Consider the following 16,644-nt stretch of genomic DNA (forward strand, 5'->3'; position numbering starts at 1 on the left):
TCCAAGAGTTTCGCCCGCAGTTGCGAACATATGGTGCCAAGGAAGGTAATTTCCTCGGCACCATAACTACGGCGAACCGAAACGCAACGTCCAGTTACAGGTTCAGCAGTGCCGGATCACCGCCTTGGGCGGCGATGTTGATGCTGATGGCCTTTTCGGAGGCGTAGCGGATCAGGCTGTTGGGGCCGCCGGCCTTGGGGCCGGTGCCCGACAGGCCTTCGCCGCCGAACGGCTGGACGCCGACGACTGCGCCGATGATCGAGCGGTTCACATAGACATTGCCCGCCGGAACCAGTGCCATCACTTCTTCAGCGAAGGCGTCGATACGGCTGTGTACGCCCAGCGTCAGGCCAAAGCCGCGCGCCGCCAGTGCCGATGCCGTTTCCTTCAGCTTCTTCGCGTCATAGCGATAGACGTGCAGGATCGGGCCGAACACTTCGCGCTCCAAGAAGTCCGGCGTCGGGATTTCGGCGATGACCGGCGCGAACAGGTCACCCTTGGCGGCATCCGCCGGCAGGGTGCCGCGTGCGATGATCTTGGCTTCTTTTTCCAGACGCGCGACGTGCTTTTCGAGGTTCTCGCGGCTTTCGGCATCGATCACCGGACCGATATCGGTCTTGGGATCAGACGGATCAGCGATGACCTGAACGGCCAGAGCGCCCTTCAGACCCTCGATGAGAGCATCGGCGGCTTCATGCGGCACATAGAGGATGCGCAGGGCCGAGCAACGCTGACCAGCCGAGCCGAAGGCCGACAGGATCACGTCGTCGATGATCTGTTCTTTCAGGGCCGTCGTATCCACGAACATGCCGTTCAGGCCGCCGGTTTCGGCGATGAACGGGATGATCGGGCCTTGGCGGTTAGCCAGACCACGGTTGATGGCGTTGGCGGTGTCGGTGCCGCCGGTGAAGGCCACACCGTCAATCATCGGGTGCGAGGTCAGAGCCACGCCCACTGTCTCGCCACGGCCCGGAACGAGGGCCAGCAGGTCAGGGTTCAGGCCAGCCTTGTAATACAGGCGCACCGCTTCGGCGGCGACCAGCGGGGTCTGCTCGGCAGGCTTGGCCACGACAGCATTACCCGCCGCCAGTGCCGCAGCGATCTGGCCGGTGAAGATGGCCAGCGGGAAGTTCCACGGGCTGATGGCAGCGAAGACGCCACGGCCATGCAGGACCAGTTGGTTCACTTCGCCCGTCGGGCCCTTCAGCGTCTCGCGACCGCCAAAGTCGCGCTCGGCCAGCATGGCGTAATAGCGCAGGAAATCGACGGCTTCGCGAACCTCGGCCACGCCGTCGTTCAGCGTCTTACCCGCTTCGCGCGACAGGATGGCGACCATGCGGTCCATGTCGGCTTCGAGCGTATCGGCCATGGCGCGCAGAACCGGCGCACGACCGGAACCCAGCAGCTTGTCCCACGCCACCTGTGCTTCGGCGGCTTTACGAACAGCCTGATCGACCTGTTCCGGCGTCGCGTCCGAGGTTTTGCCGACGACCTGAGCGCGGTCATACGGGTTGGTCACGTCCTGAGCATTTGTACCGCCCAGCAGTTTGCCACCGATGATCGGGCCCGCCGTCAGCGTCTCGGCATCCACAGCCTTAAGCGCCACAGCATGGGCGTCGCGGGCTTCAGCGGTCGAATAGTCGCGGCCAAGGGAGTTCTGGCGGTCACCGTAGATGTTCATGGGTACTGCAATCTTGGGATGGCGGTCGGGCTGGGCCTCGACGGCAGTGATAGGATCGGCGGCCACATCAGCGGCCGGTACGCGCTCGTCCAGCAGGGCGTGCACGAAGGAGGAGTTGGCACCGTTTTCAAGCAGACGGCGCACCAGATAGGGCAGCAGCTCTTCGTGGCCACCGACCGGTGCATAGGCGCGGACAATCAGCTTCTCGTCCGACCACAGGCTGTTGCCTGCTTCGTACAGAGCCTCGCCCATACCGTGCAGGCGCTGGTGCTCGATGGTGACGTTACGGTCACGCGCCATACGTCGAACAGCGGCCAGAGTGTGCGCATTGTGGGTCGCGAACTGGCAATAGATGTGAGGCGCAGCCTCGATCATCATGCGCGCGCAAACCAGATAATTCAGGTCGGTTGCGGGCTTGGTGGTGAACACCGGATAGTCGGTGCGGCCATTGACCTGCGCCAGCTTGATCTCGGTGTCCCAATAGGCACCCTTGACCAGACGCACCATCAGGCGACGGTTGGTGCGCTTGGACAGGTCGATCAGCGACTGGATCGTTTCGGTCGTGCGCTTCTGATAGGCTTGGACCGCAAGGCCAAGGCCCTTCCAGTTGCCCAGCGACGGCTCGGCGCACAGGCGCTCCAGCAGCTTCAGCGACAGCGCCAGACGGTCGGCCTCTTCGGCGTCGATCGTATAGTTGATGTCATATTTAGCGGCGATCTGCGCCAGACGCAGGATGCGCGGATAGAGCTCTTCCCAGACGCGGTCTTCCTGTACGGCCTGATAGCGCGGCGACAGGGCCGACAGCTTGACCGACACACCGTGACCGACCTCGGGGCCTTGGCCCGTTGCGGTCTTGCCGACAGCCTCGATGGCATCGGCATAGATTTTTTCGTAACGCTCGGCATCGGCGACCGTGCGGGCCCCTTCGCCCAGCATGTCGAAGCTGCACAGCCAGCCTTCTTTATCCGAACGCTTCAGGGCACCCTCGATCGTGCGGCCAACTACGAACTGCTCGCCCATGATCTTCACAGCCGTACCCACGGCCTGACGAATCACCGGCTCGCCCAGACGTCCGGCAATGCGCTTCAGATAGTTGGGCAGGTCGCGCTTGATCTCGTCTTCCGGCTCGACCAGCTTGCCCGCAATCATCAGGCCGAAGCTGGAGAAGTTGACCAGAGCGCTGTCCGACTGGCCCATATGGCTGGCCCAGTCGGCCGAGCCGATCTTCTCGGAGATCAGGCGGTCGCGCGTCATCGAATCCGGCGTCCGCAGCAGGGCTTCGGCCAGCGTCATCAGGGCCAGACCCTCTTGAGTGCCCAGCGAGAACTCCTGTAAGAAGCTTTCGACTACGCCCTGTTTCTTCTGGCTCTGGCGCGCATGCTCGACCAAGGCGGTCGCCTCGGCCAGAACCGTGGCGCGCTCGGCCGGACTCAGGTGAGGACGCGACAAAAGGTCAGCAACGGTTTCACGCTCATCGCGGAACTTGTTACGATCCAAGTCGTCCCAGTGGCGCAGTTCACTCGGCTTCATCGCCTATACTCCTATAATATCACTCTGATAATCAAGAGATGGGCGAATGTGTTGCGGCTAATGGCCATCAAGACCGAATTTTAAGGCCTTTAAACAACATTCTCCGAAGACATCAGGTCAAGAACATCAATCCTGCTCACCAAGATATCACAATGCGGGATTTCCATCATAGCGGATGCATCCACGGGCTCTACTTCGCCCTGCATCGTAATATACCAGAAACGGAAGCCTCTGTCGGTTAAAGATTTGACCAGTTCCGCAGGCTTCGAGCGGGACCGCATCTGGATCCGATCCCACTCCATACAAACGATAAGGCCTTCTGTCTCAAGCAGATTTGACGCACCCTCGAGGATCAGAGCCTCGGAGCCCTCAGCATCCATTCGCAGCAACCGGACCTTCGGCAAATCCAGATCGTCCAGTCGCACAGACTCGACCTCTATGACCTCTGCATCCTTCGAAAGCAGCCCGTTGCGTATAAACAGGTGTCCACCACCCGAGAAACGTCGCGACAGCATAAAACGCAGCATTCCGCCCGCATGACTGACAGCCTTCTGTTCGATACGCACACGCGATGCGTAACCGTTGAACAGAACCGAACGTCGCGCCAATTCGGCCAGACGCGGATTGGCCTCGAAAGACAGGATCGAGCCCGTCGCGCCAACCTTGTCGGCCATCGCCAGGGTGTAATAGCCGACATGGCCTCCCACCTCGACCACATGGTCTCCGGGTCGCAGCAACTGGCGTACAACCCGTAGAATCCAGGGTTCCCATTCGCCAAAAGCAATCAGGTGCGCGCAGACGCTTTCATCCATAGGGTCGACATGGATGAAGTGACCACTCTTCAACCGTAGCTGCGCAATGCCTTCGCCTAGATAATAATACTCACGGGGCATCTCGACGGGCTGCTGAGCCACAATATTTTTTGCCGAGTTTTTCTTGAAAAACCGCATGCACACTCCTGAAGTTAGGCCTCTACTAGCGACCGCAGCCGCTTATTTGAACCACAAACCAACAATGCGCCGAATATTTGTATACTAACCCGTGCGTGTTCTGATCTCTCCGTCGGACGGCATCCATCAATAGTCGGTGCTTTCGTCTCGCCTTCGTCACAGCAAGTCGCTACAACTGGTTGAATCTCCGAAACGGCTGGAAGGCCCAATCGACTTCATGCGTATCGTTCTGGTCACTGACGCCTGGGAACCTCAGGTCAATGGCGTCGTCCGCACCCTGACCCGTACCGTGGCTGAATGCCGCGCCATGGGCCATGAGGTCGAGGTGATTGAACCCAACCAGTTCAAAACTATCCCCTGCCCGACCTATCCGGAAATCCGCCTCGCCCTCGGGGCCGAAGAGGAAATCCGCGAGCGCCTGCGCGCGTTCGAGCCAGAGGCGGTGCATATCTCCACCGAAGGGCCGCTGGGCATTGCCACACGCCGCATCTGTATCGAGTGGAAACTGCCCTTCACCACCAGCTACCACACCAAGTTTCCCGAATATGTTTCGGCGCGTTTCCCGATCCCTGTTCAGGTCGGCTACGCCTATATGAAGTGGTTCCACAAGCCATCGGGACGCCTGATGGTGGCGACCCCGACCCTGCGTGACGAACTGACCGAGCATGGCTTCCGCAATGTCTCGCCGTGGACACGCGGTGTGGATACGGACATTTTCAATCCGGACCTTGCGCCCATTTTCGACGAACTGGGCGGCAAGGACTGGCCGCGCCCCTTCTTCCTGAATGTGGGCCGTGTTGCCGTCGAGAAAAACATCGAGACCTTCCTCGAACAGGACCTGCCCGGTACCAAGATCATCGTCGGTGATGGTCCGGCGCGCGCCGAGCTCGAGGAGAAATACCCCGAGGCCAAATTCCTCGGGGCCAAGTTCGGTGACGATCTGGCCCGCTGCTTTGCCGATGCCGATGTGTTTGTCTTCCCCAGCTGGACCGACACGTTCGGGCTGGTGATTCTGGAAGCCATGGCCACCGGCACGCCGGTCGCTGCCTTCCCCGCCCACGGCCCCATCGACATCATTCCAAACTCGGGCGCCGGCGTCATCAATGACGATCTGAGAACCGCCTGCCTCGAATGTCTGCAACTCGACCGCAAGGCCGTGCGTGCCTATGCCGAGAAGTTCAGCTGGCGCGCCTCGGCCGAGCAGTTCGTCGAGAACCTGCAACCCTATCCGGAACCCCAGCGCGGACGCTTCTGGCGCCGCCTGCGCCGCATAGCGCGCCTACGCCGCAAACAGGCCGCCTGACAACCTGACAAAACAAAACGCCCCGAAGTTCTCTTCGGGGCGTTTCTTTTTGGCTTAAAGGCGCTCGCTTAGTTCGGGCGCGCCATAACCGTTTGGCTGCTCGCCTTGGCACGCTCGGCGGCCAGTTCTTCGGCACCCAGCGGCACCAGACCACGGTCTTGCAGATAACCGCCACGACCGGCCGAACCGTCCGACATGAATTCCAGAACGAATTCCTGCAGGCCCGGAATGACGCCGATATGGGCCTTCTTCACATAGACATACAGGCTGCGGGCCAGCGGATAGGAGCCGTCGGCAATCGCTTCGATCGACGGCGCGACGCCATCAATCGTCTCGGCCTTCACGGTGTCCATGTTCTGCTCAAGGAACGAGAAGCCGAACACGCCCAGCGAACCCGGAGTACGGGTCAGGGTCTGGACGATAGCGTTGTCGTTCTCGCCCGAGTCGATCCACAGGGTGTCTTCACGCAGGGTGTGGGTCAGGGCCTCGAAGCGGGCCTTGTCACCTTTCAGAGCGGCCACAGCCGGTACCTTTTCGCCACCCGGTGCCATACCCAGCTCAAGGAAGGCATCGCGGGTGCCCGAGGTGGGCGGCGGGCCGTAAACCTGGATACGTTGCGCCGGAAGGTTCGGGTTCACCTGATTCCACGCCGTGTTCGGGTTGGCGACAAACTTGCCGTCCGCACCCGGAACTTCCTTGGCCAGACCCATATACAGGTCCTGCAGGCGCAGATCGAACGATGCGCCATTACGGGCCGTGGCCACGACGATACCGTCATAGCCGATCTTCAGCTCGATAATGTCGGTGACACCGTTCTGGACGCAACGGTCAAACTCGCTCTGCTTCATCTGGCGCGAAGCATTGGCGATGTCGGGGGTCGAAGGACCAATACCCGAACAGAAGGCCTGAATGCCGCCGCCGGTGCCCAGAGCTTCAACGCGGGGCTGTGCGCCACCGGCATTGTTGCGGCCGAAATTTTCGGCAACGCGGGTCACGAACGGGAAAACAGTAGAAGAACCGGCGGCCCAAACGCCCGTACGGGCTTTCTGGTTGCCGGCAGCTCCCGAAGAGGAGCCTTCGCCACAGGCGGCCAGAGCGGCAAAGGCCGCTACACAGACCGAAACTTTAAACAGGCGGGTCGGAAGGACAGTCATGGCCGGACCTCTCAAATCATCAATATGATGCGCATAGAGACGATTTGTGACGGTCCGGCCAGACCTTTTGTGACAGTCTGCGTAAACCTGACGCGGTTACAGCAGACGCTTGCGCATAGCTTGTGACAACATGTCGATCAGCGTCACCGCAACCACGACAATGATCACGATGGCCGAGACGGAGCTGTAGTCAAAGCCGTTCATACGGTCGAACAGCACCTGACCGATACCGCCCGCACCAATCAGACCCAGCACGGTGGCCGAGCGGCTGTTGGATTCAAAGCGGTAGAGGGCAAACGAGGTCCACAGCGGCGCAACCTGCGGGATCACGCCCCACATGATTTCATGCAGCTTCGGAGCGCCGGTGGCGCGAACGCCTTCGACCGGACCCTTGTCGATGGATTCAACCGCTTCCGAGAACAGCTTGGCCAGAACACCGGCCGTGTTCAGCGCAATCGCCAGAACACCGGCCAGAGGACCAAGGCCCACAGCAACGACGAACAGCAGGCCCATAACCAGATCGGGGATCGAGCGCAGGGCGTTCATCAACCAGCGCACGGGCGTTACCACCCATACAGGCGCAATATTGCGGGCCGCCGCCAAACCCATCGGCACGCCGAGGAAGATGGCAAGGAAGGTGCCCCAGAGCGCGATCTGGATCGTTTCCCACATCTTGGAAACATAGAGCTGCCAGTCATCCCAATTCGGGCGCAGCAGATCGGCTGCGAAGCCCTTCATGTTCTCGGCATTGGTGAACAGGCGCGAGACGTTCTTCAGATCGACAGCGTCGATGCTGATGAGCAGCAGAACCGCCACACCACCCCAGATCATGGCGTCGAGAGCCCAGGCCCCCAACGATTTGACGGGGGGTTTGGGGACAGCGGTCACACTGGCAGGCGAAGTTACAGGTGCGGTCAAGGTTGAACCTCGCGCAGGGCACGCAGGCGGTTCAGTTCCGCCTCGGCACGTTCAGCCGCAGCCTTGTCGCCCTTCTTCTTGGCGTCGGCCAGATTCTGGTCCGCAATCATTTCACGGATCGGATTCAGATAGCTTTCGTCGGCCGGATTGAAGCCCGAATAGTTCAGGGCCAGCAGGATCTGACGCTGACGATCGCCTTCCGGACCTTCACCGCGACCATAGGTCAGGAAGAAGGTGCGGATCTTTTCCTTCACAGCCGGATCAAGGTCGTTACGCACAACGATACCGGCTTCCGGCATCGGCGGCGAACGCCAGATTTCTTCAAGCTGTGCCGCGATGGCTGGATTTTGGCGCTTTACGGTGATGGCATTGATGGTATTCGAGGTCGCAACCTGCACCAGACCATTAGCCACCGCGAACGAGTTCGCCTGATGGTTGGCCGCACGCACGGTCTTGAAGCACTGCTCGGGGCTGACGCCCGCCGGATTGAACAGGAAGGTCAGCGGAGCCAGCGTGCCCGAGGTCGACAGGGCATCACCGATACCGAAATCGTACTTCTTGCCACAGGCCATCACGTCTTCAAGCGTAATACCCGAACCCTTTTTGACGATCAGGGTCGACTGGTAGCTGTCCAGACCGTTCGGATCGACGATACGGGCCACAACCTCGCCATTGGCGCGCTCGATGGCTTCAATGGCCGTCTTGGCCGGGAACCAGGCTGCCTGGATCTGGTTGCCGCGCATGGCTTCGACCAGAACCGTATAGTTCGAGGCAAAGTACGGCTTGACCGGCACGCCGATCGACTTGGACATATCGTCCAGCAGTGGCTGCCATAGCGGGCCCGAGGACGATTGACCCTCGGCCGGTAGAATGGCGAACTTCACTTCTTGCGCGCTGCCGGATGCGGGCTTGTCGCCCGAACCACAGGCGGCAACACCCAGTGCCAGAACGGCACCGGCAACAGCCGCCAGCGCACGACGCGACAGATTGAATTGGGTCATGCCTTGGCCTCCCAGAACGCGTCCTCGTATTCGGGACCGTAGATTTCGATCAGGCGTTGCGTATCCAGACCGGTCGCCGGTCCGTCATAGACAATCTTGCCCTTTTGCAGGGCGATGACGCGGTCACAATAACGGATCGCATAATCAACCTGGTGCAGGGTAACAATGACACCCAGACCGTCGCGCTTGTTCAGCTCGACCAGCAGTTCCATCACCTTGCGGGCGGAAACCGGATCAAGCGAGGCGACAGGCTCGTCGGCCAGAATGGCCTGCGCGCCTTGTACCAGTGCACGGGCGATAGCGCCGCGTTGCTGCTGGCCACCCGACAGGGTGTTGGCACGCTGGGGAGCATATTCGGACACGCCGACGCGATGCAGGGCCGCCATGGCCATCTCGCGGTCGGCCTTGGGCCAGAGCCCGAAGAAGCCGCGCCACGCAGGCAGACGACCCAGCGCACCCAGCATGACATTGGAAAACAGGCTGAGACGTCCCACCAGATTGAACTGCTGGAAGATCATGCCCAGACGACCACGCGCACGGCGCACAGCACCGGTCACACGCCCGTTCTGCTGAACGACGTCGCCAAATACGGTGATTGTCCCGCCGGGATCAATCGGATGAAGACCAGTGATCGAGCGCAGCAAGGTAGACTTGCCCGAACCCGAGGGACCAATCAGGGCGACCATTTCACCGGCGCCGACCTCGACGGACACGCCGTCGAGAGCCTTTCTGGCCCCGTAGGTCTTCGAGACGCCGCGTACCGACGCGACGGCGATGTTTGAAGAACTCATGAACCCGTGGGTGAGGTTAAGATAAAGGGGCGCCGCATGACGCGAGAACGGCGCAAGGGCAAGTCTTAATGACACGCATGCGGCGATTTCGTCCAGTGCGCGTTGTTTCAGACAACGGTATAGTGCGTATAAATACGTACTTTGAGGCTTTATAACGACGCTCGGCTTGCCTTAAAATTACCTCTTTACAACGCGGCGTAATAACCCCATATCGCGACTTCCGGCGGACCCCGTAAGGTCCTCTTGCGCCGCTAACGCCGGTCTGGGTTTAACAATTAACAGGGGGTTACGTGAATTGCGCACGTACCAACTTCCCCTGGACCTGGTCCGTGAGCGGTCCCCCGAGCGTCCTGTCGCACTTGTGCGTCCGGCCTCGGTTGCCGTAGCAGCGCGCTGGTTCCAGAATAATCTCAAGGCCGACGTCTTCTATGCCGTGAAGGCGAACCCTTCTGCGTGGATCATCGAGACCCTCGTCAATTCGGGCGTCAACGCCTTTGACGTGGCCTCGATTGCCGAGATCGCGCTGGTGCGCTCGATCAGCGCCGATGCCCGTCTGGCCTTCATGCATCCGGTCAAGAGTCGTGCCGCCATCAAGTCTGCCTATTTTGACTATAATGTGCGCACCTTCGTGCTCGACAGCCACGATGAACTGCAAAAGATCATCGAGTCGACGGACAATGCAGCCGATCTGAACCTGATCGTGCGCATGGGTGTGTCGGCGGATGGCGCAGCCTATTCGCTGTCCGGCAAGTTCGGCATCACGCCCGATCAGGCCCCTGCCCTGCTGCTGGCCGCCCGCCAGGCGGTTCAGCACGGCCAGATGGGCGTCAGCTTCCACGTCGGTTCGCAATGCATGCGCCCGTCGGCCTATGAGGCGGCGATGACCCAGGTCGGTCGCGCCATCAAGAAGGCCGGCGTGTTCGTCGATATCGTGGATGTCGGCGGCGGCTTCCCGTCGGTCTATCCGGGCATGGTCCCGCCGGACCTTCAGGAATATGCCGACGCGATCCATCGCGGCTTTGAAGACATGCCTGTCTCGGAAACCACGGAACTGTGGTGCGAGCCGGGTCGTGCGCTGGTGGCCGAAGGTTCGTCCGTCCTGTGCCGTGTCGATCTGCGTAAAGGCGATGCCCTGTATCTGAACGACGGCTCATATGGCTCGCTGTTCGATGCCACGCACTCGCGCTGGCCTTTCCCGACCAAGCTGGTCCGTGACGGTGAATCCTCGTCGGAAATGAAGCCGTTCCGCTTCTATGGCCCGACCTGCGACAGCATCGACCACATGCCCGGCCCGTTTTACCTGCCGGCCGATATCCGTGAAGGCGACTTCATCGAGATCGGCATGATGGGTGCCTATGGCGTGGCCATGTCCACCGGCTTCAACGGCTATGGCGATCACGAGGTCGCTGTTGTCGAAGATGCGCCGATGGCTTCGCTCTACGGTCTGGCCCCGCGTTCGATCCCGACGGTCCGCACGACCGCCGAGGAAAACTCGCGCAAGATCGTTCGTCTGTCGCGCCCCAAGGGCAAGGCTGGCCAACGCAAGCGCCGGAAATAATCACCAGATACGGACCGGTTCCTTCGTGGACCGGTCCAAAAACGTCATATGGCGCCAAAAGCGTCATAGGGCGTTTGTATAAATAGCGGCCCGTCGCTCCGTCCGGGTCGCTGTTTCGTTTAAGACGGGCGCTCAAATCTTTAGGGAAACCGCTGAAATGACCGCTCAGTCGAACATGAAAGCACAACTGCTCAACAACACTGTCGAGCACGTCGATATCTCGTCCTATGACGCCCGTCCGATCATCGACTCGATGCGCAAGATGTCGTTCTCGTCGCGCGACACCGCCCGCGCCGCCGACATCTTCAACATGGCACTGGAAGACAAAGAGTGCTCGCCGTGGCTGATCCTGGCCGGTTCGACCTCGGCTGGCGGCTGCATGCACGTCTATCGCGACATGCTCCAGTGCAACATGATCGACGCCGTGGTCGCCACCGGTGCCTCGATCGTGGACATGGATTTCTTCGAAGCCCTTGGCTACAAGCACTACCAAGCTGACAGCCAGGTGGACGACAACGTCCTGCGCGAAAACTACATCGACCGTATCTACGATACCTATATCGATGAAGAAGAGCTGCAAAACTGCGACCACACCATTCTCGAGATCGCCAACAGCCTCGAGCCGCGCCCGTACTCGTCGCGCGAATTCATCTGGGAAATGGGCAAGTGGCTGTCGGAAGGCAATGCCAAGAAGCCTGGCTCTCTGATCCAGACCGCCTATGAGAAGGGCGTGCCGATCTTCTGCCCGGCCTTCGTCGACTCGTCGGCTGGCTTCGGTCTGGTCAAGCACCAGAAAGAACGCGCCGCTGCCGGTCAGCCTTACATGTGCATCGACGCGGTTGCCGACTTCCGCGAACTGACCGACATCAAGATCGCTGCTGGCACCACCGGCCTGTTCATGGTTGGCGGCGGCGTTCCGAAGAACTTCGCTCAAGACACCGTGGTCTGCGCCGAAATCCTCGGTGTTGATGCCGAAATGCACAAATACGCCATCCAGATCACTGTCGCCGACGTCCGCGACGGTGCCTGCTCGTCCTCGACCCTCAAGGAAGCCGCTTCGTGGGGCAAGGTTTCGACCACCTACGAACAAATGGTCTATGCCGAAGCCACCACCGTCGTGCCGCTGATCGGTTCGGACGCCTATCACCGTGGTGCTTGGAAGACGCGCGAAGCCCGTAACTTCGCCAAGCTGTTCGGCAAGTAAGCCGAAAGCACGCGTTTTACGCTTCCAAATAAAGAAAACCCCGATGGATTATCCGTCGGGGTTTTTCTTTGCCTGCATAATGTTTGAAGCGCGTTGGTGACGCTTTTTCACAATGCCCGATCTGTTGCTTACGGATCATTCCAGACAAAACTGCCCGTCACATCAGGGGGCGGTGTGCCCGTAATATTACCCATGAAAACAATGAGACACGAATACCATAATGGTGCCTTGCTGCGGTCGCTCCAATGGTTCAGTTATGGGTTTAATCCATGGTTTAGGATCTAGTCGGCATATGAAGGTCTACGCAAAAACGATTGCTGTCATGGTACTGGCCAGCAGCCTTGCCGCCTGTGGTGACACCGGTAGCAATGCGCCGATCACCGATGCGCAAGCGACCCCTGTCGACGCTGCGCCGAAGACTCCGGTCGCTACCGCCGAAAGCGCCGACCTGCAACCTCTGGCCGCCAATGCGCCAGCCTTTGCCAGCCTCTATCCGGGCGCAACCCTGCTGCAGCCGCCGGTCACAGCCGATGGCCCCGATGGTCCCGGCGGAATTGCCGAGTTCACCACCCCGGCCACGCCCGAACAGGTCATCGAACATTATCGTACCCTGGCCGATACCAACGGCCTTGATCCCGTCATGGCGATGAATCAGGGCAATGCCCGCGCCTTTGCCGCGCTTGATGCCAAGGGGGCCGAGGTTCAGGTCATTGCCTCGCCCGGCGACCAGAACCTGACATCGGTACATCTGACCTGGAAATCGGGTCACTAGAGGATCAAAGGCCATGAAGGCAGGTTTCGTTTTTGGCACCTGTGTGGCCAGTCTCTCCGCCTTGTTAAGCGGATGCGTCGGCACCCCGGCCGCATTCGAACCCAAGGCCGTTGCCGCCGATCCCGCCCATCACGGCTATCTGTCCCGCAGTGACCTGCAATTGCTGGCCGATGTCGTACCGCCGCCTCCCGCTGCGGGCAGCGAGGCCGAAGCCGCTGACCGCGCCTTGTCGGCCACCTATCGCGTGCTTGAAAATACCGACCGCTGGCTGATGGCCACCAGCCATGCCGAGGTCCGTTCGCCATTCGCGCTTCAGCATTTTGATTGCACCTTGGGTGTTCGCTTCGATCCGGCCCAGAATACCACCCCCGCCACGGCGCGCCTGATGCAGCGCCTGTTCGAGGATGCCGAGGCCACATCCACCCTCGTCAAACTTCGTGCCCATCGCGCCCGCCCTGTCGGCGATGATCCGGCCCGCGAGGCGTGCCAGCGCGTCTCCCGCGCAGGCCGCGCCTCTGCCTCCTATCCGTCGGGTAGCGCCACCGTGGCCGCGGCCTATGGCGAGGCCATGGCCGCCATCGCCCCAGAACATGCACAGGCCGCCCGCGAGACAGGTCACCAGATCGCCCTCAGCCGCGTTGTCTGCGCCATGCACTATCCGCTGGACGCCCAGACCGGCGAAGGCTTGGGCAAGGCCGTCTTTGACCGCGCCGCCGATGCCGCAGAGTTTCAGGCCGACCTCGCCTTGGCCCGTCAGGAATATGCCGCCCTAAAGGCCAGCGGCAAGACCAATCCCGGCTGTGCCGCCGAACGGTCTGCCCTGTCCCAGAACCTGTGATTACAGCCCTGATACTGGCGGCCAGCCTGTCTGGCGCTGTATCTGCCGCACCTTCATGCAGCCCCGAACAGGTCGCCGCCCTCACAGCCCTCTCCGACACGCCCTATCGCCTGACCTGTAGCGCCCGTTTGGCACCGGATCAGCCCATCCGTCGCCATCTTGTGCTGGAAGGCCCGCAATCTTCGAATGTGACGCTGGATTGTAATGGTGGCTCAATTGGCCGCCCCGATACGACGGTCAGTGCCTCGGCCCCCACGGTGATGATCCGCTCGGAAAAGTCCGCAGGCGGACAATGGCTACCGACGTCCGGTATCACCGTGCGCAACTGCCATGTCTTTGGTGCTGTGCGGGTGTGGGGCATGGGCGCAGACGGCAGTTATGACGACCTACGCCTCTCCTCGCGCCAAGCAGGCCACACAGAGCACCTGCAAGCGGTCGCACCACGCCATATCCGGTTGGAGCAGGTACGCATCACGGCACGCGGCACTATTCCGCTCTATGTCGGGCCGGGGGTCACGCGCCTTACGTTAGAGGACGCCACGCTGGATGGCACCACAACAGCCACCGCCGTTTATCTGGATGCCGAGAGCGCGGACAATACCCTCCGCAATAACCGCATCCTGACCCGCACGGGCCGCGAGATGATCGCTATCGACGGATCAGCCCGCAACACGATCAGCGGCAATCGCTTTGATCTGCATGGCCAGCCGGGCATCTATCTGTATCGCAACTGCGGCGAACGCGGCGTGATCCGCCACCAGACCCCCTCGGACAACATCATCGAGAACAACAGCTTTACCGGTACCGCGTGGCTGCGTCCGCGTCTGGTGGTCGAGAATGCCCGTAATGGCCGCCGTTCCTATTGTGGCGCAGATAGCGGCTATCCGTTCGGCAGCAGCATTGATGACCGCGACAACGCCACCGGCAACACTGTGCGCAATAATCGCAGACCATAAAAAAGGCGGGGCATGTGACCCCGCCTTTTCATTTTAAACGCGCTTGGTGCCCGTCAGCGGACCATAAAGGTCCGTGCGGCGGTCGCGGAAGAAGCCCCACGCCGCGCGGTGGCGATCAAGGAAGTCGAGGTCGAAGGTCGCAACCAGCACACCCTCTTCATCACGCCCGAAGCTTTCAACCAGATCACCGCGATGGTTGGCGATGAAGCTGTGGCCATAGAAGGTCTGGCCGGCTTCAGTCACCTGTTCGTGGCCGATGCGGTTGGCACCGACGACCGGCACCACATTGGATACCGCATGGCCCTGCATGGCGCGCTGCCACGGAGCAGCGGTGTCGAGGCTGTCATCATGCGGCTCGGTGCCGATGGCGGTCGGGTACATCAGCACCTCTGCGCCTTGCAGCATCATGGCGCGGGCGGTCTCGGGGTACCACTGGTCCCAGCAGATACCGACGCCGACCTTGCCGAAGCGCGTGTTCCAGACCTTGAAGCCGGTATCGCCCGGACGGAAATAATACTTCTCCTGATAGCCCGGACCATCAGGGATGTGGCTCTTGCGATAGACGCCCATGGCCTCGCCATCGGCATCCAGCATGACTAGCGAGTTATAATATTGCGGGCCTTCACGCTCGAAGATCGAGACGGGGATGGCCACGCCCAGTTCCTTGGCGATCGGCATCAACTGGGTCACGCACGGGTGCTTGTCCCACTCATAGGCATGCTCGAACCAGTGCTCTTCCTGCGAGACGCAGAAATACGGCCCCTGAAACAGCTCAGGCGGCAGGATGACCTGCGCACCCTTGGCGGCAGCTTCACGGATCAGGACAATGGTCTTGTCGATATTGTCCTGAATATCCATGCCGTAAGAGGTCTGGATACCGGCGACGGAAATCGTGCGGGACATTATGCAGGCTCCTGCTGGCTGATGCAGTGGAACGAGCCACCGCCGGTCAGAATGGCCATCGACGGCGACGGAATGATCTTGTGGTCCGGATAGACCGTGGCCAGTGCTTCGCAGGCCATGCGGGCCGCAATGTCATTGCCATAGGTCGGCACGACCACAGCCTTATTGGTGATGAGGAAATTCATGTGGCTGGCCGGAATAGGCTCGCCATCCTCGTCCGCAACCAGACCCGGCGACGGAATACGCAGCACCTTGATCGGACGGCCCGCCGCATCGGTCGAGGCCGACAGAATACGCGCGGTTTCGTCGTAAACGTCCGCATTCGGATCATCTTCGCCAAACGCGATCGGGCACGCCACGACACCCGGGGCAACAAAGCGGGCCAGATTATCGACGTGGCCATCTGTGTGGTCGTTCAACAGACCATCACCCAGCCAGATGACCTTCTTGGCCCCCAGTGCCTTGGCAAAGGCCGCCTCTGCGGCTTCTTCCGTCCAGCCCTGGTTGCGGTTGGTGTTCAGCACGCACTGGCGCGTGGTCAGAACCGTGCCCTCGCCATCGTGATCGACCGCGCCGCCTTCAAGGATGAAGTCATGGCGGGTAATGGCCACGCCCGACTGCTCGCCAATCTGGTCGGCGACCTCGTCGTCAAACGGCAGGTCATATTTGCCGCCCCAGCCATTAAAGGTGAAGGCATTGGCCGAGGCCGAACCCTGACCAAAGATCGGGCCGGTATCACGCAGCCAGATATCGCCAAAGCGACCGGCCACAATCTCTACGCCCGCGACATCGGCAAAACGCGCACGCGCAGGCTCCAGCGCCTCTTCGTTACCGGTCATCAGCTTGACCTTGACGCCACCGGCACCGGCCAGAGCCCGCACCAGAGCCTCGACCTCTTCCTGTGCCTGTTCGAGGTCTTCTTGCCAAAGCTCGGCATGGCTGGGCCAGCCAACCCACATGGCACGCTGCGGTGCCCATTCGGCAGGGATCAAGGTGGTGGTCATCGGGGCGTCCTCGAAAGGGCGTGGAAACAGAAAAACGAAGTGGCGAGATAGGACTTATAGCCTCTCACTTCAATGGATACG

14 protein-coding genes are annotated in these 16,644 nt (G+C 60.8%); 6 read left to right on the forward strand and 8 right to left on the reverse strand.

Annotation, left to right across the window (positions count from 1 at the left end; translation table 11 throughout):
* Positions 1 to 94: 94 nt before the first annotated feature.
* Both putA and FHS64_RS01840 read right to left on the reverse strand, forming a co-directional pair.
* The gene (gene putA, locus FHS64_RS01835) at positions 95 to 3,211 is read right to left on the reverse strand and encodes a bifunctional proline dehydrogenase/L-glutamate gamma-semialdehyde dehydrogenase PutA (RefSeq protein WP_167174811.1); all 3,117 of its coding nucleotides are present in this window, start codon (positions 3,209 to 3,211) and stop codon (positions 95 to 97) included.
* A gap of 89 nt (positions 3,212 to 3,300) precedes the next feature.
* Entirely contained in the window at positions 3,301 to 4,161 is an 861-nt protein-coding gene (locus FHS64_RS01840) for an FkbM family methyltransferase (protein WP_167174813.1), read from the reverse strand.
* Between the two features lie 217 nt (positions 4,162 to 4,378).
* On the opposite strand from FHS64_RS01840, the gene FHS64_RS01845 reads away from it, so the two are divergent.
* Entirely contained in the window at positions 4,379 to 5,464 is a 1,086-nt protein-coding gene (locus tag FHS64_RS01845; RefSeq protein WP_167174816.1) for a glycosyltransferase family 4 protein, read from the forward strand.
* Positions 5,465 to 5,532: 68 nt separating this feature from the next.
* On the opposite strand, the gene FHS64_RS01850 is transcribed toward FHS64_RS01845, so the two are convergent.
* From FHS64_RS01850 to phnC, 4 genes are all read right to left on the reverse strand, one after another.
* Entirely contained in the window at positions 5,533 to 6,618 is a 1,086-nt protein-coding gene (locus FHS64_RS01850) for a substrate-binding domain-containing protein (protein WP_208380521.1), read from the reverse strand.
* A gap of 96 nt (positions 6,619 to 6,714) precedes the next feature.
* On the reverse strand, positions 6,715 to 7,449 hold the full coding sequence (gene phnE, locus FHS64_RS01855) for a phosphonate ABC transporter, permease protein PhnE (RefSeq protein WP_167176213.1): 735 nt from the start codon (positions 7,447 to 7,449) through the stop codon (positions 6,715 to 6,717).
* Between the two features lie 83 nt (positions 7,450 to 7,532).
* Positions 7,533 to 8,537, reverse strand: a complete 1,005-nt coding sequence (phnD, locus tag FHS64_RS01860) for a phosphate/phosphite/phosphonate ABC transporter substrate-binding protein (RefSeq protein ID WP_167174818.1) — start codon at positions 8,535 to 8,537, stop codon at positions 7,533 to 7,535.
* On the reverse strand, positions 8,534 to 9,328 hold the full coding sequence (gene phnC / locus FHS64_RS01865) for a phosphonate ABC transporter ATP-binding protein (RefSeq protein WP_167174821.1): 795 nt from the start codon (positions 9,326 to 9,328) through the stop codon (positions 8,534 to 8,536). The genes phnD and phnC overlap by 4 nt, the downstream gene beginning before the upstream one ends.
* 295 nt (positions 9,329 to 9,623) lie before the next feature.
* Between phnC and FHS64_RS01870 the strand changes: the two genes are divergently transcribed.
* From FHS64_RS01870 to FHS64_RS01890, 5 genes are all read left to right on the forward strand, one after another.
* Positions 9,624 to 10,886 (forward strand): type III PLP-dependent enzyme, encoded by a 1,263-nt coding sequence (locus tag FHS64_RS01870; protein ID WP_167174824.1) that lies wholly within the window; start codon positions 9,624 to 9,626, stop codon positions 10,884 to 10,886.
* Between the two features lie 157 nt (positions 10,887 to 11,043).
* Positions 11,044 to 12,090, forward strand: coding sequence for a 1,9-bis(guanidino)-5-aza-nonane synthase (locus tag FHS64_RS01875; protein ID WP_167174827.1), 1,047 nt, complete (start codon positions 11,044 to 11,046; stop codon positions 12,088 to 12,090).
* A 292-nt stretch (positions 12,091 to 12,382) separates the two neighbouring features.
* On the forward strand, positions 12,383 to 12,862 hold the full coding sequence (locus FHS64_RS01880; RefSeq protein WP_167174831.1) for a hypothetical protein: 480 nt from the start codon (positions 12,383 to 12,385) through the stop codon (positions 12,860 to 12,862).
* A 13-nt stretch (positions 12,863 to 12,875) separates the two neighbouring features.
* The gene (locus FHS64_RS01885; protein WP_167174834.1) at positions 12,876 to 13,700 is read left to right on the forward strand and encodes a phosphatase PAP2 family protein; all 825 of its coding nucleotides are present in this window, start codon (positions 12,876 to 12,878) and stop codon (positions 13,698 to 13,700) included.
* Positions 13,697 to 14,656: a right-handed parallel beta-helix repeat-containing protein gene (locus tag FHS64_RS01890; protein ID WP_167174837.1), complete on the forward strand. Its 960-nt coding sequence runs from the start codon at positions 13,697 to 13,699 to the stop codon at positions 14,654 to 14,656. Before FHS64_RS01885 ends, FHS64_RS01890 begins: the two co-directional genes overlap by 4 nt.
* Before the next feature lie 33 nt (positions 14,657 to 14,689).
* Here FHS64_RS01890 and aguB read toward each other — a convergent pair whose 3' ends face one another.
* Positions 14,690 to 15,559, reverse strand: a complete 870-nt coding sequence (gene aguB, locus FHS64_RS01895) for an N-carbamoylputrescine amidase (RefSeq protein ID WP_167174840.1) — start codon at positions 15,557 to 15,559, stop codon at positions 14,690 to 14,692.
* The gene (locus FHS64_RS01900; protein ID WP_167174843.1) at positions 15,559 to 16,563 is read right to left on the reverse strand and encodes an agmatine deiminase family protein; all 1,005 of its coding nucleotides are present in this window, start codon (positions 16,561 to 16,563) and stop codon (positions 15,559 to 15,561) included. The genes aguB and FHS64_RS01900 overlap by 1 nt, the downstream gene beginning before the upstream one ends.
* Positions 16,564 to 16,644 lie beyond the last annotated feature (81 nt).

The organism is Brevundimonas terrae, assembly GCF_011761985.1.
GTDB lineage: Bacteria > Pseudomonadota > Alphaproteobacteria > Caulobacterales > Caulobacteraceae > Brevundimonas > Brevundimonas terrae.